Origin of the sequence: Aeromonas bivalvium (assembly GCF_046078285.1) — a bacterium.
Classification (GTDB): domain Bacteria; phylum Pseudomonadota; class Gammaproteobacteria; order Enterobacterales; family Aeromonadaceae; genus Aeromonas; species Aeromonas bivalvium.
Window position 1 is genome coordinate 344,387 of the sequence record NZ_JBGXBV010000001.1, and the last position, 24,922, is coordinate 369,308.

Here is a 24,922-nt window from a genome sequence, read left to right on the forward strand (position 1 = left end):
ACTGGCCGGGGCTTTTGGGGTGATGATGCCACTCGATGTTATATCGAGGTTCGGCAATTCAACTGGAGCAGGTTCAACTCCCGCAAGGCCACCGAGAACTTGGCGAACTCGTGAGTGCTGGTGGTCTTGAAGTCGGCCAGCATATGGGTCCAACGGGACAAGAGTTGCTCATGCTCCGCAATCCAGTCGGCCAGTATGGTATCGCATTCTCCCTGATCTTTGCACCCTTCCAGCACGACGGAAGTGAGGCTGCGTTGCTGCCAGTCCAGATCCTCACGGAAGGAGGCCCTCGCCATCGCCTGCCAGTGGTTGCCCACCGGCTGATGGTTGATCTGCTCCAGGAACCAGTGCAGATCCAGCTTGGCACCGAGGCGATAGTAGACATTGGCCACCCGCAGTATGTCGCTCTGCTGATCCGCCGCAATCTGCGCCAGATCCAGGCAGGAGAAGAGGCTGCTCATGTGGGCCACCTGACGGGCGATGGCCTCTGGCACCTGCTTGTCCATCAGGGCGGCGACCGCCTGGCGGTGTTCGGCCACCTCTCCCTCGTCCATCACCTCGTAGAGGTGCTCGCTCAGGGTCTCGAAGGCGGGGCGGAAGAAGGCGATGTTCTCCCCTATGCTCCAGCCGCGGTTGCGGGCACGCAGGAACCAGCGGGTGGCGCGACGTACGATGCGGCGGCTGGCGAACATCAGCTCGAGCTGGGTCTCGGCGCTCACCCGGTTGTCCAGGGATTCGATGTCGCGCCACAGGGGATCGAAGCCGAACACTTCCCGGGCCATGGCGAAGCAGGCGGCCACCTCGGCCACGGAGGCGCCGGTCTCGTCGCGCATCCGGGTCGCAAAGTTGAGCCCCATGTCGTTGACCAGCATGTTGGCCACCCGGGTCGCGATGATCTCGCCCCGCAGCGGATGCTGGGCCAGAGCCTCGCCGAAGCGTTGCTGCAGCTGCTCGGGGAAGCTGGTGACCAGCATGCGGGCCAGGAAGGGCTCGTCGGTGATCTCGGGGCAGTTGAGCTGCTCCTTGAGCACCATCTTGCCGTAAGCCACCAGCACCGCCAGTTCGGGGCGGGTCAGGCCCTGCCCTGCCGCCATGCGCTCGGAGAGATCCTCGTCGGAGGGGAGGAACTCCAGCGCCCGATCCAGCTTGCCTTCGCGCTCCAGCCCCTGGATGAAACGCTGCTGCTCCTTGAGCTGATCGCCGCCACGGAACTGGGTGACAGAGATGGACTGGGACTGGCGATAGGCGTTGGTCAGCACTATGTCGGCCACGGCGTCTGTCATCTCGTAGAGCATCTGGTTACGCTGCTTGAGGGTCAGTTCCCCTGCGGCCACCAGCTGGTTCAGCAGTATCTTGATGTTGACCTCGTTGTCGGAGCAGTCCACCCCGCCCACGTTGTCGGTGAAGTCGGTGTTGATGCGGCCACCCTGGCTGGCGTACTCGATACGGCCCAGCTGGGTGAAGCCGAGGTTGCCCCCCTCGCCCACGATGCGGGCCCGCAGATCGCGACCGTTGACCCGCAGGGCGTCGTTGCTGCGATCCCCCACCTCGCCGTCGCTCTCCTTGTGGCTCTTGACGTAGGTGCCGATGCCGCCGTTCCAGAGCAGATCCACGTTCAGGCAGAGCAGCGCCTTGATCAGCTCGTTCGGGGCCATGCTGGCCTTGTCGGTGCCGAGCAGGGTCTGGATCTGCGGGCTCAGCTTGATGGACTTGGCAGAGCGCAGGAAGATGCCGCCACCGGCCGAGATAAGCTCACGGTTGTAATCGTCCCAGCTCGATCCCGCCAGCTCGAACAGGCGCTTGCGTTCGGCGAAGGTGCTGGCCGCGTCCGGCGTCGGGTCGATGAAGATGTGCATGTGGTTGAAGGCGCCCACCAGCTGGGTGTGCTCGGAGAGCAGCATGCCGTTGCCGAACACGTCCCCCGCCATGTCCCCTATCCCCACACAGGTGAAGTCGGTGGTCTGGCAGTCGATGTCCAGCTCGCGGAAGTGGCGCTTGACCGACTCCCAGGCGCCGCGCGCCGTGATGCCCATCTTCTTGTGGTCATAACCGACCGAGCCGCCGGAGGCAAAGGCATCGCCCAGCCAATGGCCATATTCCTGGCTTATCTCGTTGGCGATGTCGGAGAAGGTGGCCGTGCCCTTGTCGGCGGCCACCACCAGGTAGTAATCATCCTCGTCGTGACGCACCACGTCCCTGGGCGGGATCACCTCCCCTGCGATGATGTTGTCGGTGACATCGAGCAGGCCCCGGATAAAGAGGCGATAGCAGGCCTTGCCCTCCTCCTGGATCACGGCGCGGGCCGCCCCGGCCGGCATCTGCTTGCAGTAGAAGCCACCCTTGGCGCCGACCGGCACTATGACGGTGTTCTTCACCTGCTGCGCCTTCACCAGACCCAGCACCTCGGTGCGGAAGTCTTCCTTGCGATCGGACCAGCGCAGGCCGCCCCGGGCCACCTTGCCCCAGCGCAGATGCACCCCTTCCACCCGAGGCGAGTAGACGAAGATCTCGAATTTCGGCAGGGGCAGCGGCATGTCGCTGATCCCGGCGGGGGCCAACTTGAAGGAGATGTAGGGCTTGACCTCTCCCTCCTTGTCCAGCTGGTAATAGTTGGTACGCAGGGTCGCCTCTATCATCTCCATGTAGCGGCGGATGATGCGGTCGTCGTCCAGGTTGGCCACCAGATCCAGCTTGGCGGTGAGCTGCTCGTGCAGCTTGACCAGAGCCTTGGCATCCTGTTTGCCAGCCGGGTCCAGGCGCGCCTCGAACAGGGAGAACAGCAGCTGGGCCAGCTCGGGATAACGGGTCAGGGTCTCCTCGATATAGCTCTGGCTGAAGGAGACGCCGGTCTGACGCATGTATTTGGCGTAGGCGCGCAGCACAGAAACCTGACGGCCGGTGAGGCCGGCCCCCAGCACCAGGCGGTTGAAGCCGTCATCTTCCAGGGTCTTGTTCCAGACGGCGGCAAAGGCCTGCTGGAAGCGCTGCTGGCTCTGGGCCAGGCTGAAGGGCTGATCGCCGCGCAGCAGCATGGAGAAGTCGAGGATCCAGAACACGTCGCCGTTGGGGGTCTTGACCTGATACGGGGTCTCGCCGATCACCCTCAGCCCCATGTTTTCCAGCATGGGCAGCACGTCCGAGAGGTGGATGGGTTCGGCTCGGTGGAACAGCTTGAGACGGACCCGGCGATCGTCCTCCTCCTCCTGGGCGCGGTAGAACAACATGCCCAGCGGCTCGGCCTCGCTCAGGTTGTCCAGGGCCATGATGTCGGCCACGGCGGAGCCCGGCAGCACATCTTCTTTATAGGCGCGGGGGAAGGCGTCGTTGAAGCGGCGACCCAGCGCGTTGCCCTTGGCCTCGCCATAATGGGCCAGCAACACGGAGTCCAGGCGATCGTCCCAGCTGCGGGCCGCTTCAATCAGGTTGTTCTGTACTTGGTTCACATCCACATCCACGTTGTTATTGTTCACCCGGACTATGTAGTGAGTCCGGGCCAGCACGCCCTCGGAGAAGTAGACGTTGAATTCCACCTCTTCGCTGCTGCCAAAATATTTCTGCAATATCTCCTGGGTCTTGATCCGCAGCGCCGTGTTGTAGCGCTCCTTGGTGACATAGACCATGCAGGAGAAGAAACGACCATAGACATCCCGGCGCACGAACAGGCGCAGCATGTCCCGCTCCTGCATCGCCAGTACCCCCTGCCCCGTGGCCAGCAGCTCCTCTTCCCGGGCCTGGATCAGCTCGTCGCGGGGATAGGTCTCCAGCACGTTGAGCAGTGCCTTGTAGGCGTGGGAGCCCGTCTCAAAGCCGGAGGCCGCCATGATGTGCTCGAGACGGTGGCTGATGAGGGGGATCTGGGTGGCGCTGGTGTTGTAGATGGAGGAGGCGTAGAGGCCGATGAAACGATCCTCTCCCACCACCTTGCCATGCTCGTCGAAGCGCTTGATGCCGATGTAATCCACATAGGCCGGGCGGTGTACCCGGGACTTGCTGTTGGACTTGGTCAGGATCAGCAGATGGTTGGAGAGGGCGGCGTGACGGGCGCTGGCGGGCATGTTGCCCAGGCGCTGGCCCTCGTCCTTGATGGAGTTCTTCATCAGGCCCAGGCTCGACTCCGGCTGGGGCAGGATCTCGTGATCCCCCTCCACCGCCTTGACGTCGTAGCGACGATAGCCCATCAGGGTGAAGTTGTGGGCGGCGACCCACTTGAGGAAGGCGACGGTGGAGTCCACCTCCTCCTTGCTGACCGGGTTCTTGCGCTTGGGCAGCTCCTCGATGATCTCGTTCAGGCGCGCCAGCATGGGCTGCCAGTCGCCGACCGCCAGCGCCACCTCACCGGCCACCGAGTCGAGCTCGGCGGCCAGGGCCTGCATCTGGCTCTCTTCGGTCAGATGATCGATCTCGATGAGGAAGGCGGTCTCGGCCGATGTCTGCTGCGCCGTGTGCTCCAGATCCAGGATGGCCTCTATCTTGCCATCCTGGCCGCGAATGAGGTGCAGCGGTTGATGCAGCATCATGTGGGCCGTGATGCCCCGGCGCTTGAGCGCCATGCGGATGGAGTCCACCAGGAAGGGAGAATCCTGCAGGATGATCTCGACGATGGTATGGGGCGACTGCCAGCCGTGGCGGGTCAGCTCTGGGTTGTAGACCCGGATGTAGGGCTCGGTGCCGGTGCGCTGGTTGAGGGCGTTCCACAGGCTGAGGGCGGCGCCGTAGAGATCGCTGTCATTGCGATCGTGCAGATCATCGCTCGCCATGTTGCCGTAGAACTTGGCAACGAAGCGCTCGACCAGGGAAGCACTCTTTTGGGGTAACTTTTGATGGATCAGGCTGAGAACGTTTTCGAGCAGAACTGAGGTAGGGGCGTCTTTCAATGCCATTGCTAGTTTCCTTATCGGACCGACATCACCGACAGCGACATCCACCCTGGATGCCCGCTGGTACAGAGTTGTGCGAAGTGTAATGGGTCGGATCCGGGAAGGCGAGCGAAGCTGATAATGAAATGTTAAAAACTAGCGGCAGATCACGGCTCAGGCTGTCATTAATTTTGTCATTTTAGAAAAATGCAGAAAATATCACTGATAAACTCCGTTTTAACCCGATAGTTAGTGATATTAAGCAGATAATTACGCGGTTTGCTGTTTGGTTTTTGTTAATTTATGCGTTCCAGGCCGATGAAGCGGTGATCGTCCCCCGTCTTGAGCAAAAAACGGCCATGGACCCCGCTCTGACCGACGAAAGGACGGATCTTGTCCAGCCCCAGCTCCAGGGTCAGTCCCTGATCGCTGCGCACCACCAGACGGCGGGCATGGCCCTGATACATCAGCAATATCTCGTCACGGGACAGACTCAATCCAAAGGTAAACTGCTTCACTCCCTCTTCTCCTCCTGCAGGCCGCCGACCCGGGCCGGCTGGCATCAATGACAGGGCCGGGCTATCTGCCCGGCCCTGTTTCCCTTCATTGGCGCAAGGTTACTGGGCCAGGGCCTTGCTTACCTTCTCGTAGAGATCCCGGGCCAGGCTCGGCAATCCCTGCAACCTTGCCAGCTCGGCGCGGATCAGCCCCTTGCGTGCCTCGTCCAGCCGCTTGAACTGGATAAGCGGGGTAATGAGCCGCGACGCCACCTGGGGGTTGATGCTGTTGAGCTCGATCAGCAGATCGGTCAGGAAGCGATACCCGGACCCGTCCCTGGCATGGAACTGCACCTGGTTGTTCATGGCGAAGCTGCCCACCAGGGCCCGCAACCGGTTCGGGTTGCGGATGCTGAAGGTGGGATGGCTCATCGCCTGTTTCACCTCATCCAGCACGTCGGCGGCCGGCTTGGCGCCCACCAGCCGCAGCCAGTTGTCCAGCACCAGGCCATCCTGGGCCCATTTGCCTTCAAAGTCCGCCAGCAGCGCGGCGCGGCAAGGCAGCAGATGGCTGTTGGCCACCTGCAGCGCCGCCAGGGTATCGGTCATGTTGTCGGCCGCCCCGTACTGCTCGCGCACCAGGGCATCGGCGCGTTCTGCATCGAGCGCCGCCAGATAACCCAGCACCACGGCCTTGAGGGCCCGCTTGGCCATGTCGGCGTGCACCACCTGATAACCGGTCAGACGCAGGCTGTCATAGGTGGCCGCCAGCCGCGGGCCAAAGGCCTCGGCAAGACGGGTATGAATGGCATCCCGCACCCGATGGATGGCGTCTATGTCCACCACCTCGAACAGCTCGGCCAGGGTCGCCTCCCCCGGCAGCGTCAGGATCTCCGCCTTGAGGGCGGGATCGAGGCTGGCCTCGTCCAGGATGGCGACAAAGGCGGCCAGCAGGGTAGCGGAGAGTTCAACCTCCTGCCCTTGCTGCACCCGGGTGACACCGTCGAACACCGCCTTGTTGATCAGCATCTGGGCCGCATCCCAGCGGGCGAACTCGTTGCGGGCATGGCGCATCAGGAAGGCCAGGGCTTGCTCGCTGTAGTCATAATGCAGCTTGACCGGTGCGCTGAAGTCCCGCAGCAGGGAGGGCACAGGCCTCACCGGCACCCGATCGAACACGAAGGTCTGCTCTGCTTCCAGCACGTCGAGCACATTGCCGATGGCCTGACCCTGGTATTGCAACGGGATGACGGCCCCCTGCTCGTCATAGAGCTCGATGTCGAAGGGGATGTGGAGCGGCAGTTTCTGCGGTTGATCCTGGGTCGGCGGCGTGTGCTGGCGTACGTGCAGGCGATAGACGCCGCTGTCGCCATCGTAGTCGTCGGTCACGGTGAGCTCCGGGGTGCCGGACTGACTGTACCAGCGGCGGAAACGGCCGAGATCCCGACCCGAGGCATCTTCCATCGCCTGCACGAAGTCATCGCAGGTGGCGGCGGAGCCGTCGTGACGCTCGAAGTAGAGGCGCATACCGGCCTGGAAGGCATCTTCACCCAGCAGGGTGTGCAGCATGCGGATCACTTCAGCGCCCTTCTCGTAGACGGTCAGGGTGTAGAAGTTGTTCATCTCTATCACCACATCCGGACGGATGGGGTGGGCCATGGGGCCGGCATCTTCGGCAAACTGCGGGCCGCGCACGGTACGCACATTGTTGATGCGGTTGACGCCGCGCGAACCCAGATCCGAGGAGAACTCCTGATCCCGGAACACGGTCAGCCCCTCTTTGAGGCTTAACTGGAACCAGTCGCGACAGGTGACCCGGTTGCCGGTCCAGTTGTGGAAGTATTCGTGGGCGATGACCCGCTCGATGCCGTGATAGTCGCCATCGGTGGCGGTGGCCGGGTTGGCCAGCACGAACTTGGAGTTGAAGACGTTGAGCCCCTTGTTCTCCATGGCGCCCATGTTGAAGAAATCCACCGCGACGATCATGTAGATGTCGAGGTCATACTCGAGGCCGAAACGCTGCTCGTCCCAGCGCATGGCGTTGACCAGGCTCTCCATGGCGAAACCGGCGCGGTCCAGGTTGCCCTTGTCGACGAAGATCTCGAGGGCCACCTCGCGGCCGCTCTGGGTGGTGTAGTGGCTGCGCTCGACATCGAAGTCACCGGCCACCAGGGCGAACAGGTAGCTCGGCTTGGGGAAGGGATCCTGCCACTGCACGAAGTGGCGGCCACCGTCCAGATCGCCGCTGTCGACCTTGTTGCCGTTGGAGAGCAGGTAGGGATACCTGGCCTTGTCGGCGGTGATGCGGGTGCTGTAACGGGCCAGGATGTCGGGCCTGTCCAGGTAATAGGTGATGCGGCGAAAGCCCTCCGCCTCGCACTGGGTGCAGTAGGCATCACCGGACTTGTAGAGTCCTTCCAGCGCCGTGTTGCCGGCGGCGTCCAGATCCGTGACTATGGTCAGCACGCACTCGGCGGGCAGGTTGCTGAGTCGCAGCTGGTTGTCGGTCAGCTCGTACTGCTCGCACGCGACCCCGTCTATGCTGACGCTCACCAGCTGGAGATGCTCGCCATCGAGCGCCAGTACCTCATTGTGCTCGCCGTTGCGACGCACGCGGGAGATGGCGGTGACACGACAGAGAGGGTCCTGCAGCTGGAAATCGAGATCCAGGCTGTCTATCCAGTAGAGGGGGGCTTGATAATCCTGGCGATATTTGGCCGTCATGGCCTGGGAGTGATCGGTCATTATTATGTGGCTTCCACGCTTGTTATGGGCGTATCGAGGCTGTCACAAGGCCAACCCCGGGTCAAATGGTTTGCATTCAGGCAAGAGAAAGGGCGACTTGCGTCGCCCTTTTGTTCATGACTCGCCGAGCCTCACCTCAGTGGGGTGCCAGCTTGACCAGATCCGCCGTGATGTTGGCGGACTCCAGCAGGTACTCATCAGGCGCCTCAAAGTCGGCAGGCAACTCGTCCAGGCTCTTGATGGCAGGCTTGCCCATCCGCCCCAGGCGTTCGTTGGCCCGCTGCAGGGCCAGGGCATCCTGCTTGTCCTGTTCGGCGCGCCGCTGCGCTTCGTTCAGGGAGAGGGATTTCTTGTCCTTCTCGGCACGATACTCCTCTATGTCCTGCAGCACGTAGGCGAACTCGGGATCCGTCTTGATCCTGGCCTGGTGCGCCGCCTCCAGCTTGGGGATCAGGCTGGTGAAGTTGCCCAGGGTCTGATAATCCGCCGAGGCAATCTTGTCCCAGGGCAGCGCATGGAACTCACGGCTCTCCCCCGTCTCCTCCGGCGTGACCGGGGTCGGGAAGCTGATGTCCGGCGCGACACCCTTGTTCTGGGTACTGCCGCCATTGATGCGGTAGAACTTGGCGATGGTGTACTGCACGTGGCCCAGGGGCTGATCGTAGAAGTCGTACACCTTGGCCAGGCTGCGATGCTGCTGCACAGTGCCCTTGCCAAAGGAGTTTTCCCCCAGGATCAGGGCGCGGCCATAGTCCTGCATGGCGGCGGCGAAGATCTCGGAGGCCGAGGCGCTGTAACGGTCGATCAGCACCGACATGGGCCCGCCGTAGTAGACCTGGCCATCGTCATCGCCATTGACCGAGATCCGGCCCATGTGATCCCGGATCTGCACCACGGGACCACTGGCGAAGAAGAGCCCGCTCAGAGCGGAGGCTTCGGTGAGGGCACCGCCGCCGTTGCTGCGCAGGTCCACCACCAGGCCATCGATCTTCTGCTTGTTGAGGCTGGCCAGCTCCTTGATGACGTCGTCATGGAGGTTGACGTAGAAGCTCGGGATCTCGAGCACCCCAATCTTCTTGCCCTGGGTCTTGATCACCTTGGACTTGGCCGCCCTGTCTTCCAGGCGCACCTTGTCCCGGGTCAGCTCGACCTGTTCGGTCTTGACGCTGGCGCCCTTGCCACGCTGGATCTCGAGGCGCACCTTGCTGCCCTTGGGCCCCTTGATCAGCTCGACCACGTCATCCAGGCGCCAGCCGATCACATCGACTATCTTGCCATCCTCCTGCCCCACGCCGACGATCTTGTCATCGGGCTTGAGGTGGTTGGACTTGGCGGCGGGGCCACCCGGCACCAGGGAGCGGATCACGGTGAAGTCATCTTCCGCCTGCAACACGGCGCCTATCCCTTCCAGCGAGAGGTTCATCTCGGTGTTGAAGCGATCGGCGTTGCGGGGGGAGAGATAGCTGGTGTGAGGCTCGATGGCGCGCGAGAAGGAGTTCATGAAGAGCTGGAACACATCCTCGCTCTCGGTCTGGGACATCCGCTTGATGGCGTTGTTGTAACGCTTGCCGAGCAGCTCCTTGATCTCGGGCCACTCCTTGCCGCTGAGCTTGAGGCTCAGGGCATCGAACTTGACCCGCTGGCGCCACAGCTCGTTGAGCTCGGCTTCATCCCTGGGCCAGGGTGCCCCTTCCCGATCGAAGACATACTGGTCGGGCTGGGTGAAATCGAAAGGGGTATCGAGCAGTTGGAGGGCGTATTCGAACCGCTCATAGCGTCGCTGCTGACTCAGATTGAACATATCGTAAGCGGGCGCCAGACGGCCCCGCTCGAGATCGGTATCGAAGCCATGACGGTATTTTTCGAACCGCTTGATGTCAGAGGCCAAAAACAGGTTGCGGCTGAAGTCCAGATTCTCGAGATACTGATCGAACACCACCTCGGAGAAGGCATCGTCCAGCTTGAACTGCTTGTAGTGGGAGCGGGTAAACAGATTGGCAATTCGCTTGCTGGCCGTAGCATGTTGGCTCTCTTGAGCCAACACAGGCAAATCACTTTCCTTGAGCACCGGCTCGACGGCCTGTGCAAGCCCGGCAAGCGCCAGGCTACAGGCGACGAGGGAAAAACGAATTACGCCATGCTTCAACATTTGTCTCCTTAGAGAACCAGATGCTCGAATTTGACGCGCAGCATCATGCCGGTCTGCAGCTGAACCTGCACATCATCCTTGGTGATTTCCTTGATGGTCGCCGGGACCGGAGACTTGCCCAGCACCACGTTGACGGCTTGTTCCACTTTCAGCTCACCGGCCTGGGCCTGACGATACTGCTTGGGAGCAGCAGCGGCGGCATCCGGTTTGCGCGGGGCAGGACGACGGGGCTTCTTCGGTTTCTCTTCACGCTTGCCAGCGGCATCGGCCTTCACCTCGCCCTTGGACTCTTTCTTGTCGTCCTTGTTGCGACGGTTGGCAAAGACGCGGTCCTTGCTCTCCTTGAGCGCCTGCTTGGCGTGCTCGATGTGCTCTTCGGTCAACAAATCGCCCGGGTTACCATCGAGATCGACGCGAGCCTGGCCGGGCTTGAGGCCGTGCAGGTAACGCCAGCTGGAAGTGTATTGACGCAGGGCGGAACGCAGCATGGTCTTGGAGACCCTGTCATCGTCAGCAAGACGCTCGGCCAGATCCTGGAAGATGCCAATCTTGAGTGGCTTAGCCTCTCCTTCAGCGATGAAGCAGGCCGGGAATTTCTCGACCAGGTAGGCAACGATCTCTTTACTGTTCTTCAGCTTTTCAGTGTTTTCCATGTATAACCTTGGCTTTCATATAAACGCACGGGCAACCCCGAGCACAACAAAGGCCCCATTATAGAGAGCTTGGGACCTTTTGCGAACCATCTCGCACCTAACTTACAGCAGGCGTTCCAATATTTGGACCGTTTCTTCCAGCCCGAGCCGGTCAATCTGGTCAAAACGGTTGAAAACGGGACTGTCGATATCCAGCACCCCTATGATGACGCCATCACGGCGCAGCGGGATCACAATCTCCGAATTGCTGGCTCCGTCGCAGGCGATGTGCCCCTCGAACTGGTGCACATCGTCGATGAGCTGGGTCTGCCCCTCGGCCACCGCCGTGCCGCAGACGCCGCGCCCGACCGGGATGCGCACGCAGGCGGGTTTGCCCTGGAAGGGACCCAGTACCAGTGTCTCCCCCTGCAACAGATAAAAACCGACCCAGTTGATGTCGGTCAGCTCCAGGTTGAGCAGGGCGCTGAGGTTGGCCAACTTGGCGATGAGGTCGGGTTCCCCTTCCAGCAAGGCATGGGCCTGCTGGTTGAGCGTGCGATAAAATGCTTGTTTTTCAATCATGATGAAATGGTCTTGATTCTCAGATAACCAGTGCAAGGTACCGCCCTGCCTGAAAAATTCAAATTAAATTTGCGCCGCCCCCCTCAACGGGTCACCGACAGCGCCACCTGCTGCCGTTCACCATTGTCCCATTCGATGACCAGCAGCCACACCATGCGGTGACTGGTGCAGGCCCCGACCTGGGTGCTGGCCAGCCACTGCCCTTCCCCTTGTCGCTCGAAAAACACCGGGATGCGCCCCATGAACATCTCCTGCCCCTCCAGCCAGCTCTTGCTGGGCACTTGCCCCTGCGCCACCCCGTCAAGGCGTATCTGAAACGCCTGCTCTGCTCGCAGAGGAGGGTCGCTCAGGGCCACAGTGAGCGGCGCCCCCCCGACCAGGATCTGGCAGGGGGTGTGGGACAGATCACAGATCCGATCATTTTTCGCGTCCGCTCCCACCCCGTCCACACCGTCGAACCAGGTCCGATAGGCCATCAATCCGAGCAAAATAGTCAACACGATGAGCAGATGGGCAAATTTGCGTGAAGTGAGTCTCTCTTTCATTAAAAAACAACCTTGTAAGCTGGCTTTTAAATGCCATTTTCGTGATCTTGCGCATGGTAAAAATTGCGCGATGCGCCTGCGCTCGGAGCCAAATATATCACTGTTTATACTGTTATTTTACCTGTCACTTCAGTATCATTCCCATCGAATTTTCATTTAGCTACTTTTTGCTTTTCCTTTCGTTAACAGTCGTTAACAACTGGAAATGCAGTCGCTGATGAATTGAGTTGTCAGTCCCGGCCACCGGGCAAAAATCAAACAACAGCAGCATCGGAAGCGGAATACAACGATGAGCCATACAACAAACCACCCTGAGTACAACTACACGGTTGTCCGTCAGTTCACCATCATGACTATCGTCTGGGGAATTGTCGGCATGTCGGTAGGGGTACTGATCGCAGCCCAATTGATCTGGCCTGCCCTCAACTTCGATACCCCCTGGCTGACCTACAGCCGCCTGCGTCCCCTGCATACCAACGCGGTCATCTTCGCCTTCGGTTGCAGCGCCCTGATGGCGACCTCCTTCTACGTGGCACAGCGCACCTGCCAGACCCGGCTGTTCGGCGGTCCCCTGGTGGGCTTCGTGTTCTGGGGCTGGCAGGCCATCATAGTCGCCGCCGCCATCTCCCTGCCCATGGGATACACCACCTCCAAGGAGTACGCCGAGCTGGAGTGGCCCATCGACATCGCGATCGCCGTGGTCTGGGTCTCTTACGCCATCGTCTTCTTCGGTACCCTGATGAAGCGCACCACTTCCCACATCTATGTGGCGAACTGGTTCTTCGGCGCCTTCATCATCACGGTGGCCGTGTTGCACATCGTCAACAACATGGAAGTGCCGGTCAGCGGCATGAAATCCTACTCCATGTACTCGGGCGCCATGGATGCCATGGTGCAGTGGTGGTATGGCCACAACGCGGTCGGCTTCCTGCTCACCGCCGGCTTCCTGGGGATGATGTACTACTTCGTGCCCAAGCAGGCAGGCCGTCCTGTCTACTCCTACCGTCTCTCCATCGTGCACTTCTGGGCGCTGATCTCTCTCTATATCTGGGCCGGCCCGCACCATCTGCACTACACGGCGCTGCCCGACTGGGCCCAGTCCCTGGGGATGGTGATGTCCCTGATCCTGTTCGTCCCCTCCTGGGGTGGCATGATCAACGGCATCATGACCCTGTCCGGCGCCTGGCACAAACTGCGTTACGATCCGGTACTGCGCTTCCTGATCGTCTCCCTGTCGTTCTACGGCATGTCCACCTTCGAAGGCCCCATGATGGCCATCAAGACGGTCAACGCCCTCTCCCACTACACCGACTGGACAATCGGTCACGTCCATTCAGGTGCCCTGGGCTGGGTTGCCATGATCTCCATCGGCGCCGTCTACCATCTGATCCCGAACCTGTTCAATCAGGGCCGGATGTACAGCGTGCGTCTCATCAACATCCACTTCTGGCTGGCGACCGTGGGCACAGTGCTCTACATCGTTGCCATGTGGATTTCCGGCGTGATGCAGGGTCTGATGTGGCGTGCGGTCAACGACGACGGCACCCTGACCTACAGCTTCGTGGAAGCCTTGCAGGCCTCCTATCCCTTCTACTTCGTGCGCTTCCTGGGTGGCTGCTTCTTCGTCACCGGCATGCTGCTGATGGCCTACAACAGCTATCGCACCATCACTGCGCCCAAGGGTTCCCTCGAACCCGTCGCACAGCCAGCCTGATCTGAAGGGGTTAAAGCATGAGCAACAATAATCGTCACGAAATCTTTGAAAAAAGCGTCCCCATGCTGGTGATTGGCATCATTTTCGCCATCAGCCTGGGGGGCCTGGTCGAGATCACGCCGCTGTTCTTCCAGAAGCAGACCAACGAGCCGGTGGAGGGCCTCAAGGCCTACACCGCCCTGCAGATGGAAGGGCGTGACATCTATATCCGCGAGGGCTGCACCGTCTGCCACAGCCAGATGATCCGCCCGTTCCGAGCCGAGACCGAGCGTTACGGCCATTACTCGGTCGCCGGTGAGAGCGTGTGGGAACACCCCTTCCTGTGGGGTTCCAAGCGTACCGGTCCGGATCTGGCCCGGGTCGGCGGCCGCTATTCCGATGACTGGCACCGCGCTCACCTGATCAACCCGCGCGACGTGGTGCCCGAGTCCAACATGCCCAGCTTCCCCTGGCTCGAGACCAACATCCTGAGCGGCGAGCTGACCGGCAAGAAGCTGGCACTGTTCCGGGATCACTTCGGCGTGCCCTACACGAATGAAGACATCCAGGGTGCCGAGGCGGCAGTGAAAGGCAAGAGCGAGCTCGATGCCCTGGTCGCCTATCTGCAATCACTGGGTCATGCCCTGAAATAAGGAGTCGGGAGATGGATTACGGCACCTTTCGCGGACTCTATACCCTGCTGCTGATGCTGATGATGTTCGGCATCATCGCCTGGGCCTATAGCAAGCGCCGCAAGGCCTCCTTTGACGAGGCCGCCAACCTGGTTTTTGCCGATGACGAGCAACCCAGTGCTGATAACAAGAACGCAGGAGCGAAGCAATAATGAGCACTCTGTTAAGCATTTTTGTGACCTTGGTGTCACTGGGTACCATAGTGGGCTGCTTCCTGCTGCTCATGTGGTGCCGCAAGGACAAGATGGGTGTCGAAGAGGGCCAATCCATGGGCCACTCCTTCGACGGCATCGAGGAGATCAACAATCCGCTGCCCAAGTGGTGGAGCTACATGTTCCTCTTCATGATAGTGATTGGTCTGCTCTACCTGCTCGCCTTCCCGGGCCTTGGCAACTTCAAGGGCCTGCTGGGCTGGCAGAGCTCCCACCAGGACATCCGCTCCCTGGCAGAAGGCAAGGCAGCCATCGAGGCCGCCAGGCAAGAGGGCAGCGCCCCCGAGTATGACCGCGAGCTGGCCAAGGCCGACCAGGTCTATGGTGCCAAGTTCAAGGAGCTCACCTATCAGGCCGATGGCAAGAGCTACAAGGCCATCGAGCAGATTGCCGCCGACAGCGAGGCGCGCAAGGTAGGTCAGCGTCTGTTCCTGCAGAACTGTGCCCAGTGTCATGGTTCGGATGCCCGCGGTGGACGCGGTTTCCCGAACCTGACCGATGCCGAATGGCAATGGGGCGGTCAACCGGATCAGATCAAGACCACCATCATGAACGGCCGCCAGGGGGTGATGGCCGCCTGGGGTGAGGTGCTGGGCAAGGATGGGGTCAAGGAAGTGGCGGCCCATGTGCTGAGCCTGTCCGGCCGCAAGGTCGACATGGTGGAAGCGAAGAAAGGGGAAGCACGCTTTGCGGTGTGCGCCGCCTGTCACGGCCCGGATGCCAAGGGCGGCATCGCCGTCGGTGCGCCGGATCTGACCAACACCACCTGGTTGTACGGTGGCTCCCGTCAGGTCGTCGAGGAGACCATCACCCATGGTCGTCACGGCGTGATGCCCGCCTGGAAGGACATTCTGGGCGAAGACAAGGTTCACCTGCTCGCCGCCTATGTGTACAGCCTCTCCCATGGCGCAGAAGCGGCACAATAACAGCAGTAACATGTGATAAACACGTGATTACTCAGCAAAAAGCCTCGACTCTTCGAGGCTTTTTGTTATCTTGTGTCGCGCTGATTTCTCATTTTCGTTAATCATAGGTTTCACGGTAGTAGCACCATGACTCAACCCTGGTATCGCCAATTCTGGCCCTGGTTTCTCATCGCCCTCCCCGCCACCGTCGTCGTCGCCGCCATCGTCACCGCCATCATTGCCAGCAAGGATGGGGTCAATCTGGTGGCGGAGGACTATTACAAGCAGGGCAAGGAGATCAATCAGGATCTCAGCAAGTTTGACCGTGCCGAGGCGCTCCATATCCGCATCGCACTCCAGCAGCAGGATCAGGTACTGACCCTCAAGCCGGTGAGCGGAGATATGGTGCCCAACCAGGCGCTGCGCCTCTCCCTGTTCCACCCCACACTGGCCGGACGTGACAGCGAGCATCTGCTGACCAGCGATGCCAGCGGCACCTATCGCCTCCATCTGGATCAACCCCTCAGCGGCAAGTGGCACATTCGGGTCGATGCCTTTGACCACGAATGGCGTCTGCAAGAGACGGTGCATTTCCCCCTGGCCGAGCCGGTGGAGCTCGATCCCAAGGGGCGTTGACCCCAGGACGACCGGCGCTCTGCTTGCGGCCGGCCACATTATTACCATCATGCCCCGTTCACGGGCTCCCCCCCAAGGAGGGACATGCCATGTCCGGCTGTTTTCACTGTGGCGAGCCGGTGCTGGCCAACAGCCAGTATGCGTTTGAGATCAAAGGGATACTCAGGCCAATGTGCTGCCCAGGCTGCCAGGCGGTCGCCCAGACCATCATGGAGTGCGGCCTCTCCAGCTACTACGAACACCGCACCGCCCCGGGCGCCAAGGGGGAGATGATCCCCGCCGAGCTGGCCGCCCTCTCCCACTATGATCTGGCCGATGTGCAGCAGGAGTTCGTCACCGACACCGGCGCCCTGCGGGAGATCCAGCTCAGCGTGGAGGGGCTCACCTGCGCCGCCTGCGCCTGGCTCATCGAACGCCACCTCACCACCCTGCCCGGTCTGCGCTACATAGTGGTCAACACCACCACCCACAGGGCCCGCATCAAGTGGGATCCGGCCCTGCTCTCCTTGAGCGAGATCCTCAAGGGGTTCGCCCGCATCGGCTACCGGGCCTACCCCTTCCAGACCCATCAACAGGAGGCCCTCTACGCCCGCGAGGTGCGCCGCTACATGTTCCGGCTCGCCCTGGCGGGGCTCGGCTCCATGCAGGTGATGATGTGCGCCGTGGCGCTTTACATGGATCTCTTCATCAGCGTCGAGGAGGAGTTCATGATCTACTTCAAGTGGATAAGCCTGCTGCTCTCCACTCCCATCATGATCTACTCGGCCCAGCCATTTTACGCGGGGGCCTGGCGCAGCCTGCGCCAGGGCCAGCTATCGATGGATGTGTCGGTGTCGCTGGCACTGCTCGGCGCCTTCGCCGCCTCCATCTGGGCGACCGTCTTCAACACGGGTGAGGTCTATTACGACTCCATCACCATGTTCGTCTTCTTCCTGCTGCTGGGGCGCTTTCTCGAGTTGCGCGCCCGGCGCAAGGCGTCGGAGTCCAGCTCCAACCTGGCGCGGCAGGTGCCCATCATGGCGACCCTGGTCGATGAGCAAGGAGAGCACGAGGTGGCCGCCAAGACCCTCAAGGTGGGGGACAAGGTCCGGGTACTGGCCGGGGCCACCCTGCCCGCGGACGGCATCATCATGCAGGGGCGAGCCAGCCTCAACGAGGCCATGCTGACCGGGGAGCAGCTGCCGCTGATCAAGGGAGAGGGCGACGCCGTCTACGCCGGAACCATCAACACGGATGCACCGCTGCTGGTGCGGGTCAACCAGCCCGTCGCCCACTCGCGCATCGCCCAGATCATGCGCATGCAGGATGAGGCCCTCGCCGACAAGCCCGCCATCGCCGAGCTGGCCGATACCCTGTCGCGCCACTTCATCCTGGTGCTGCTCATCATCGCCGCCGCCGTCTGGACTTTCTGGCACTTCCATCAGCCGGAGCAGGCCTTCTGGGTCACCCTGGCGGTGCTGGTCGCCACCTGCCCCTGCGCCTTGTCCCTCGCCACTCCGACCGCCCTCACCTCGGCCACCGCCCACCTCACCCGCAGCGGCATACTGCTGCGCCGGGGCCATGTGCTCGACATCCTGACCCGGAGCAACCGGGTGGTGATGGACAAGACCGGCACCCTCACCACGGGGGAGATCCAGCTCGGCGCCATCCAGCTGCTGGGGGACATGGAAGAAGCCCAGTGTCTCGCCATTGCCCGGGCGCTGGAATCCCAGTCCGAGCATCCCATCGCCCGTGCCTTTCGTGCCCCCGGCGAAGTGGGTCTGGCCGTGCACGATATCCAGCCGGTCATCGGCCATGGCATCAGGGGCACGGTCGCAGGTCACCCCTATCGCCTCGGCAGCGCCGCCTGGCTCGGCATCGCTCCCGATGACACTCCCGGCCTGACCGTCTATCTCTCGGGGGAGCATGGCCCCCTCGCCCGCTTCCAGCTGGAAGACCGCCTGCGCCCCGACGCCCACGCCCTGATCGACGCCTTCAAGGCCGCCGGTCTCAAGACCACCATACTCACCGGGGATGGCTCGGCCCAGGCCGACGAGATTGCCCGCACCCTCGGGGTGGACGAGCTGATAAAAGGCGCCACTCCGGATGGCAAGCTGGCGTACCTCAAGACCCGGGAGGCGGCCGGGGATATCAGCATCATGGTGGGGGATGGCATCAATGACGCCCCCGTGCTGGCGGGGGCCCATGCCTCCTTTGCCATGGCAGGCGGCACGGATCTGGCCAAGAACAGCGCCGACGCCATCCTGCTGGGCGACAACCTAGCCCGCCTGCTGGAGGCACGCACCCTGGCCCTGCGCACCCGCAGGATCATCAAGGAGAACTTCGCCTGGTCCATCGGCTACAACCTGCTGGTGCTGCCACTCGCGGCCAGCGGCTGGCTGCCCCCCTATCTGGCGGCGGCCGGCATGTCCCTGAGCTCCCTCATCGTCGTCACCAACTCCATGCGCTTGAACCGGGATACCATCACTCGAGCATCCGGGGCGGCCCAGGCTGGCGAGCCTCCGGCAACAGGAAACGGGCATCCGCCGCTCGCCGGGCTATCATGACCCTCTTCACCACAAGGCCAGTGCCATGAACATCATCTTCGTCCTGATCCCCATCGCCATCCTGTTTGTGATCATCGCCGCCGTCGTCTTCTTCTGGGCCATACGCTCGGAGCAGTTCGAGGATCTCGACAGGCAGGGCTCCAACATACTGTTCGATGAAGATGACGCCCCAAGGCAAGGAGACAAGGACAGCAAAGATGATCGGCAACCTTGATCTGCTAGGCGCCCTGCTGGTGGGATTGGCCGGGGCCGGCCACTGCATCGGCATGTGCGGCGGCGTTTCCGCCGCTCTCTCCATGGCCATTCCGCCAGCAAGGCAACACTTCTGGGGACGCCTTGGCTACCTCCTGTACTACAACCTGGGGCGGATCTTGAGTTACGTACTGGCCGGCGCCCTGGTGGGGGGGCTGCTGGCCACCACGGGAGAACTGGGAGCGGGCAAGCACGCCATCGCCGGCCTTCGCCTCCTCGCGGCCCTGCTGATGATAGCCCTGGGCCTCTATCTGGCCGGCTGGTGGCAGGGAATATTGCTGCTGGAGCGGCTGGGGGCCAGAGTCTGGCCCCATATCCAGCCCCTGGCAGGCAAGTGCCTGCCTCTCGACGCGCCCTGGCAGGCCCTCCCCTTTGGCATGGTGTGGGGCTGGCTTCCCTGCGGGCTGGTCTACTCCATGCTGACCTGGAGCGCGGCGGCGGGCTCGGCCGGCAAGGGGGCCCTCATCATGCTTTGCTTTGGTCTCGGCACCCTGCCGACCCTGTTTGCCCTCGGCGGTCTGGCCGACAGACTGCGTTACTGGCTCACCCTGCGCAGCCTGCGTCTGGCGGGGGCTCTGCTGCTGATTGTTTACGGTCTGCATACCCTGGTGGTGGGATTTGCATCCCTTTGAAACCCTATCCAAAACGGATGGGTTGATGGTAGACTTGTTTGATATAAATCAATTATTCCAAATGAGCCTATGATCCCGGACAAGAAACCTGGCAGACGTATTCAGAGCGGTGGCTGTGCAATTCATTGCCAGGATTGCAGCATCAGCCAGCTCTGCATCCCCTTCAGCCTCAATGACAGCGAGCTGGATCAGCTCGACAGCATCATAGAGCGCAAGAAGCCGATCCAGAAAGGCGAAGAGCTGTTCAAGGCGGGCGATGAGTTGAAATCCCTCTACGCCATCCGTTCCGGCACCATCAAGTCTTATACCATCACCGAACAGGGTGACGAGCAGATCACCGCCTTCCACCTGGCTGGCGATCTGGTCGGCTTCGATGCCATCAACAAGCACAGCCACCCCTCCTTCGCCCAGGCGCTGGAGACCGCCATGGTGTGCGAGATCCCGTTCGATGTGCTCGACGAGCTCTCCGGCAAGATGCCCAAGTTGCGCCAGCAGATCATGCGGCTGATGAGCAACGAGATCATGGGGGATCAGGAGATGATCCTGCTGCTTTCCAAGAAAAATGCCGAGGAACGTCTGGCCGCATTTCTCAGCAACCTCTCCCAGCGGTTCAGCGATCGCGGCTTCTCCGCCAAGGAGTTCCGTCTCTCCATGACCCGGGGCGACATAGGCAACTATCTGGGGCTCACCGTCGAGACCATCAGCCGTCTGCTGGGTCGCTTCCAGAAATCGGGCCTCATCGGGGTCAAGGGCAAATACATTACCGTGCTCGATCAGGCCGCCCTCTCCGCCATGGCCGGCATCACCCGTCCCTGCGCCTGACACCTCCCTCCGGGGCCGGATCCCTTGCCCAATAATTTGATCCGGCCCACGTCATTCCCTCTGCTCCTGCGCTAAGCTGTAAAGGCTAAAGGCCTGTCATCATTGGTCTTTTGTCCAAGGAGGAGCACATGGTCAACTACCGAAAAATCCTGGTGGTCATTAACCCGGAGCAAGAGCGCCAAATCGCCCTCGAGCGTGCAGTCAAGGTGGCCGAGCTGGAAACAGACGCAGTGCTTACCCTGTTGCTCACCATCTACGACTTCTCGTACGAGATGACCGCCATGCTCTCGAGCGACGAGCGGGACGAGATGCGCGCCGGCGTCATCAGCCAGCGCCGGGAGTGGCTGGACGAGATCCTCACCCCCTATCGTGCCAGGGGCATGCAGTGCGAGGTCAAGGTCGTCTGGCACAGCCGTCCCTTCGAGTCCGTCATTCAGGAGGTGATCAACGGCAAGCATGATCTGGTGGTCAAGGCGACCCACCATCACAACTTCCTGCAGACCTTCATCTTCACCCCCACGGATTGGCACCTGCTGCGAAAATGCCCCTGCCCCGTCTTGCTGGTCAAGGAAGGGCACTGGCAGCGCGGTGGCAATATCATCGCCGCCATCAACTGCTCGAGCGACGACAAGGAGCAGCAAGGGCTCAACGATCGCATCACGGAAGAGGGGCTGGGGGTGGCCGATCTGCTCGGTGCCAGCCTCTATCTGGTCAATACCTTCCCGGGCACACCGGTCAATGTGGCCATCGAGTTGCCCGAGTTTGATCCCCACGCCTACAACGAGGCGATCCGCAAGCATCATGAATCCCTGCTGCTCAGCCATGCCGAGCGCTACCAGATCAATCCGCTCTGGACCCGGGTTGCCGAAGGCCTGCCGGAGGAGGTGTTGCCGGATCTGGCCGACGAGCTCAAGGCAAGCCTGATGATCATGGGCAGCGTCGGGCGCACCGGGCTCTCAGCGGCCCTGCTTGGCAACACGGCCGAGCAGGTGATAGACCGCCTGCCCTGCGACATCCTGATCCTCAAACCGGCCGACTATCAGTGTCCCGTCGAGGCCAAGTCGACGGAACCGTAACGGCGCCTTGCCCTCCCCCGGGACATGGCTATAATAAGCCGCTTATTTTTGTCCCGGGTTTGAGGTCATGGTGCAAGAGCTGAACGCCAAAGAAAAATACAGTTTCAACAAGCTGCAAAAGCGCCTTCGGCGCAACGTAGGTCAGGCCATCGCCGACTTCAACATGATTGAAGAGGGTGACAAGGTGATGGTCTGCCTCTCCGGTGGCAAGGACAGCTACGGTATGCTCGACATACTGCTGAGCCTGCAGGCCAGTGCCCCCATCCACTTCGATCTCATCGCCGTCAACCTGGATCAGAAGCAGCCGGGCTTCCCCGAGCACGTCTTGCCCGCTTACCTGAGCGAGCTGGGTGTTCCCTTCGAGGTCGTCGAGGAAGATACCTATGCCATCGTCAAGGAGAAGGTCCCCGAAGGCAAGACCACCTGCGCCCTCTGCTCACGGCTGCGTCGCGGCATCCTCTACCGCCGCGCCCAGGAGCTGGGCTGCACCAAGATAGCCCTTGGCCACCACAGGGACGACATCCTCGAGACCCTGTTCCTCAACATGTTCTATGGCGGCAAGCTCAAATCCATGCCCCCCAAGCTGGTGAGCGACGATGGCAAGAACGTGGTGATCCGCCCGCTCGCCTACTGCAAGGAGAAGGATCTGGCCCGCTATGCCGAGGTCAAGGCTTTCCCCATCATCCCCTGCAACCTGTGCGGCTCCCAGGAGAACCTGCAGCGCAAGGCCATCAAGCAGATGATGCAGGACTGGGATCGCCGCTTCCCGGGCCGTATCGAAACAATGTTCACCGCCATTCAGGACGTGGTGCCGAGCCACCTGCTCGATCACCAGCTGTTCGATTTCAAGAGCATCAACCGGGATTCCGGCATCATTGACGGTGGCGACAAGGCGTTCGATCCCCCCGAGCTGCCAAAAGCCCCCCTGCTCGACATCGACGAGATGGACATGCTGGACGTGATCGAAGTGCGCTGATGACGCCTTCGCCATGAAAAAGGAGCGCGCTGCGCTCCTTTTTTGATCTGGCACCCGCCGGGCTGGCGAGCAGGGTTCACCCCTTGTGCAGCCAGGGAGTCAGGCGCACCAGTCGCCCCGCCACCACCAGGGTCCCCCCCTCGAAGTCGGCCAGCTGCTGATTGTCGATGGTCAGGCTGCCCCCTTGCCAGGGCAGTGTCAGCTGCTGCGCCCCCTTGCGCAGGTAGGCATGACCGGACGCAGGCGTGAGGGAGAGCCGCACTCCGGCCTGGTCCGGGAGAAAATGCTTGCCTATCATGCCCGCCATCTTGTCGAGCAGGGCCTGCATCTCTGCCTGGGCCCCCAGCAGATCCGACACCGTCACCGCCCCATCCTCAGCTTGCGCGAGCTCGGCCATCACCTGCACCGAGAGATCGCAACGGCCATGGCGGTCCGCCATCTCCAGCAGCACCTTGCCCTTGTCCAGATAGACCTGCTCGTCAAAGGGCAGGATCAGCCCCCCATCCTCGGCCACGACGGCGGGCCTGTCCCGGTTGTCGCTGTGAATGCGCGCCGACTGGGCCAGACACGGCTCCCCCTTCTCGGGATCCATCAGATAGAAGCCGAGTCGGGCCCGGCCGAAATCGCCCTTCGCCTGGGTCTTCATGTGTCCGTAGAAGGTGCCGTAATCCAGGGCAAGGGGCTGCGCCATCAGGGCCCCCGGCAGCAGGGCGCCGGCCAGGATCAGGGGTTTGTACCAGAGCGTCATGTCACATCCTTATGCATTGAAATGATCCGGTGTCGTCGGCCCTTCGCTGACCTCCACCGCGATGCCGCACAGATCCCGATAGAGGATCCCCTTGCAGTTGAAGTAGAGGGGGGCAACCCAGATCAGCCCCAGTCCCATGGGGATCATGGCCAGCAGGCAGAGCCCCAGCAGTATGCCGTGCAGCAGCACCAGGGAGGGCCAGCCCCGGGCAAAGACCCGCAGCGAGACCAGGATGGCCTGGGCCGGGCTCAGGCCCCGCTCCAGCACCAGGGGCACGGTAAACACCAGCCCCATGCCCACCAGGGCGGAGGGGATGAAGGCGAGCACCACGGGCAGACCCAACAGGGCGAACAGGGGACCAAACAGGCTGGTCAGCAGGCTGCCGAGCAGGCTCAGGGTCCCCAGGCGCAGGAAGTGGCGGAAGAAATCAAAGACCTGACTGGCCCGGGCCCGCAGCCCGATGGCCTGGGCCAGCCCCAGCATGTCCAGGGCCGAACTCATGGGGGCCATGGCCACCGTCAGCAGCAGGCTGACGAACATGGCGCTGTCCACCCCCTCCTCGCTGCTGAGCAAGGGAGCGAGCAGCACATTGCTGAGCAGGATCCAGATCGCCATGACCCCCATGATGGCAAACAACAGGCCGAAGCCGTTGCTGCGCGTCTGTTGCCAGCTCTCCTGCAAGATGGCCCTTACATCGAGCCGATACCCCTTGCTCAGGGACTCCTCGAGGGAGCCGCCTATCCGCATTCTGTTGCTCACTAAATTGCCCACGCCCAGGTGAAAGAGAAATAACAAGGGGCGCATTATAGCGGTTCGAGGGGGGAAACCCAGTCTTTTTGCCTGGGGCCAATAGGGTAAAAAGTCTTTAAATTCATGGCATGGCGACCAAAAGGACCCCGGATTCTGCGCACAGGCCCCAGGCTGTATGGCTGCTCGTCCCACAGGCACCGCTCTTCTGCGCGCCATCACCCCATGCTTTCCCCCGAGGCAAGCGGTGAGCCATGGCAACCCCGGCAATGAGGGCCATCGCCGCTGCCCGGCAAGTCCGGTGCGCCCAGGGGCTTGATTGACCCCACGTCTTGCCCCGACCGCACCAATGTGGGGCTCAAGCTGAGATCGTTTTCACACTTTCGTCACCTGGGCATGGATCTTGGGGGCCCTTGCGCCTATGGTTCACGGCATACGCAACCGGTTGCGTAACCGGTTGCTCATCATGTCATCGGCCAGGATGAAGTGGCTGCATCCCCCGTCAGCGGGATCCAGCTCCCTTCGCCGAAGCGCCAGGAGAGAGAAGTATGAAACGAGGCAAGCTGCTCAACGCCCCCCTGAGTGCCCTGGTGGCACGGATGGGCCACACCGACGAGATCACCGTCTGCGACGCGGGCCTGCCCATCCCGGCCGGCCCCGAGCGCATCGATCTCGCCCTGATGGCGGGCACGCCGAGCCTTGAAACCGTGTTGACCGCCCTGCTCACCGATCTGGTGGTGGAGAAGGTGATCATGGCAAGCGAGATCAAACTGATCAGCCCCGATGCCCATCAGGCGCTGGTGGCGCAGATTGAGGAGCACGCAGCGGCACAGGGCAAGCCCATCGCCATCGAATACTGCCTGCACGAGGCGTTCAAGACCCGCTCCCACCAGAGCAAGGCCATAGTGCGCAGCGGCGAGGTGACCCCCTACGCCAACCTCATTCTCTGCGCCGGTGTGGCGTTCTAAGCCTTCAAGGA

20 protein-coding genes and 1 pseudogene are annotated in these 24,922 nt (G+C 61.7%); 12 read left to right on the forward strand and 9 right to left on the reverse strand.

What is annotated here, in order from left to right:
• Positions 1-38: 38 nt before the first annotated feature.
• The 7 genes from ACEUCR_RS01470 to ACEUCR_RS01500 all read right to left on the reverse strand — a co-directional run bounded on the left by ACEUCR_RS01470 (position 39) and on the right by ACEUCR_RS01500 (position 12,006).
• Positions 39-4,880: an NAD-glutamate dehydrogenase gene (locus ACEUCR_RS01470; protein ID WP_408787646.1), complete on the reverse strand. Its 4,842-nt coding sequence runs from the start codon at positions 4,878-4,880 to the stop codon at positions 39-41.
• A gap of 272 nt (positions 4,881-5,152) precedes the next feature.
• Positions 5,153-5,374, reverse strand: coding sequence for a DUF2835 family protein (locus tag ACEUCR_RS01475; protein WP_041992385.1), 222 nt, complete (start codon positions 5,372-5,374; stop codon positions 5,153-5,155).
• Positions 5,375-5,473: 99 nt separating this feature from the next.
• A complete protein-coding gene (gene pepN / locus ACEUCR_RS01480; RefSeq protein WP_408787649.1) occupies positions 5,474-8,098 on the reverse strand; it encodes an aminopeptidase N in 2,625 nt (874 codons plus the stop codon).
• 136 nt (positions 8,099-8,234) lie between these two features.
• Entirely contained in the window at positions 8,235-10,247 is a 2,013-nt protein-coding gene (gene prc, locus ACEUCR_RS01485; protein WP_041992391.1) for a carboxy terminal-processing peptidase, read from the reverse strand.
• 8 nt (positions 10,248-10,255) lie between these two features.
• Entirely contained in the window at positions 10,256-10,900 is a 645-nt protein-coding gene (gene proQ, locus ACEUCR_RS01490; RefSeq protein WP_408787652.1) for an RNA chaperone ProQ, read from the reverse strand.
• Positions 10,901-11,002: 102 nt separating this feature from the next.
• The gene (locus ACEUCR_RS01495) at positions 11,003-11,461 is read right to left on the reverse strand and encodes a GAF domain-containing protein (protein WP_111872745.1); all 459 of its coding nucleotides are present in this window, start codon (positions 11,459-11,461) and stop codon (positions 11,003-11,005) included.
• Between the two features lie 83 nt (positions 11,462-11,544).
• Positions 11,545-12,006: a hypothetical protein gene (locus ACEUCR_RS01500; protein WP_408787655.1), complete on the reverse strand. Its 462-nt coding sequence runs from the start codon at positions 12,004-12,006 to the stop codon at positions 11,545-11,547.
• A 289-nt stretch (positions 12,007-12,295) separates the two neighbouring features.
• Between ACEUCR_RS01500 and ccoN the strand changes: the two genes are divergently transcribed.
• From ccoN to ttcA, 11 genes and pseudogenes are all read left to right on the forward strand, one after another.
• Complete coding sequence (gene ccoN, locus ACEUCR_RS01505; RefSeq protein WP_041992403.1) at positions 12,296-13,720, forward strand: cytochrome-c oxidase, cbb3-type subunit I; 1,425 nt, start codon at positions 12,296-12,298, stop codon at positions 13,718-13,720.
• A 17-nt stretch (positions 13,721-13,737) separates the two neighbouring features.
• Positions 13,738-14,352, forward strand: coding sequence for a cytochrome-c oxidase, cbb3-type subunit II (gene ccoO, locus ACEUCR_RS01510; protein WP_408787658.1), 615 nt, complete (start codon positions 13,738-13,740; stop codon positions 14,350-14,352).
• An 11-nt stretch (positions 14,353-14,363) separates the two neighbouring features.
• Positions 14,364-14,543, forward strand: a complete 180-nt coding sequence (locus tag ACEUCR_RS01515) for a cbb3-type cytochrome oxidase subunit 3 (protein WP_041992409.1) — start codon at positions 14,364-14,366, stop codon at positions 14,541-14,543.
• The gene (gene ccoP / locus ACEUCR_RS01520) at positions 14,543-15,529 is read left to right on the forward strand and encodes a cytochrome-c oxidase, cbb3-type subunit III (protein ID WP_041992412.1); all 987 of its coding nucleotides are present in this window, start codon (positions 14,543-14,545) and stop codon (positions 15,527-15,529) included. The genes ACEUCR_RS01515 and ccoP overlap by 1 nt, the downstream gene beginning before the upstream one ends.
• A gap of 126 nt (positions 15,530-15,655) precedes the next feature.
• A complete protein-coding gene (locus ACEUCR_RS01525; protein ID WP_408759386.1) occupies positions 15,656-16,144 on the forward strand; it encodes a FixH family protein in 489 nt (162 codons plus the stop codon).
• Positions 16,145-16,233: 89 nt separating this feature from the next.
• Positions 16,234-18,600 (forward strand): annotated as a pseudogene (locus ACEUCR_RS01530) (heavy metal translocating P-type ATPase); the annotation flags it as partial.
• A gap of 115 nt (positions 18,601-18,715) precedes the next feature.
• Positions 18,716-18,904: a cbb3-type cytochrome oxidase assembly protein CcoS gene (gene ccoS, locus ACEUCR_RS01535; RefSeq protein WP_041992418.1), complete on the forward strand. Its 189-nt coding sequence runs from the start codon at positions 18,716-18,718 to the stop codon at positions 18,902-18,904.
• The gene (locus ACEUCR_RS01540) at positions 18,888-19,574 is read left to right on the forward strand and encodes a sulfite exporter TauE/SafE family protein (RefSeq protein WP_408759388.1); all 687 of its coding nucleotides are present in this window, start codon (positions 18,888-18,890) and stop codon (positions 19,572-19,574) included. Before ccoS ends, ACEUCR_RS01540 begins: the two co-directional genes overlap by 17 nt.
• A 69-nt stretch (positions 19,575-19,643) precedes the next feature.
• The gene (locus tag ACEUCR_RS01545) at positions 19,644-20,396 is read left to right on the forward strand and encodes an FNR family transcription factor (protein ID WP_041992423.1); all 753 of its coding nucleotides are present in this window, start codon (positions 19,644-19,646) and stop codon (positions 20,394-20,396) included.
• 128 nt (positions 20,397-20,524) lie between these two features.
• Complete coding sequence (gene uspE, locus ACEUCR_RS01550) at positions 20,525-21,472, forward strand: universal stress protein UspE (protein ID WP_041992426.1); 948 nt, start codon at positions 20,525-20,527, stop codon at positions 21,470-21,472.
• Positions 21,473-21,539: 67 nt separating this feature from the next.
• A complete protein-coding gene (ttcA, locus tag ACEUCR_RS01555) occupies positions 21,540-22,448 on the forward strand; it encodes a tRNA 2-thiocytidine(32) synthetase TtcA (RefSeq protein ID WP_041992431.1) in 909 nt (302 codons plus the stop codon).
• Between the two features lie 76 nt (positions 22,449-22,524).
• On the opposite strand, the gene ACEUCR_RS01560 is transcribed toward ttcA, so the two are convergent.
• The gene (locus tag ACEUCR_RS01560) at positions 22,525-23,196 is read right to left on the reverse strand and encodes a DUF2987 domain-containing protein (RefSeq protein WP_408759391.1); all 672 of its coding nucleotides are present in this window, start codon (positions 23,194-23,196) and stop codon (positions 22,525-22,527) included.
• 9 nt (positions 23,197-23,205) lie between these two features.
• Positions 23,206-23,943 carry a DUF2189 domain-containing protein gene (locus ACEUCR_RS01565; protein ID WP_408789012.1) on the reverse strand — a complete coding sequence of 246 codons (738 nt, stop codon included), beginning with the start codon at positions 23,941-23,943 and terminating at the stop codon, positions 23,206-23,208.
• A 548-nt stretch (positions 23,944-24,491) separates the two neighbouring features.
• Between ACEUCR_RS01565 and rbsD the strand changes: the two genes are divergently transcribed.
• A complete protein-coding gene (gene rbsD, locus ACEUCR_RS01570) occupies positions 24,492-24,911 on the forward strand; it encodes a D-ribose pyranase (RefSeq protein ID WP_111872751.1) in 420 nt (139 codons plus the stop codon).
• The last annotated feature ends 11 nt before the right edge of the window (positions 24,912-24,922 follow it).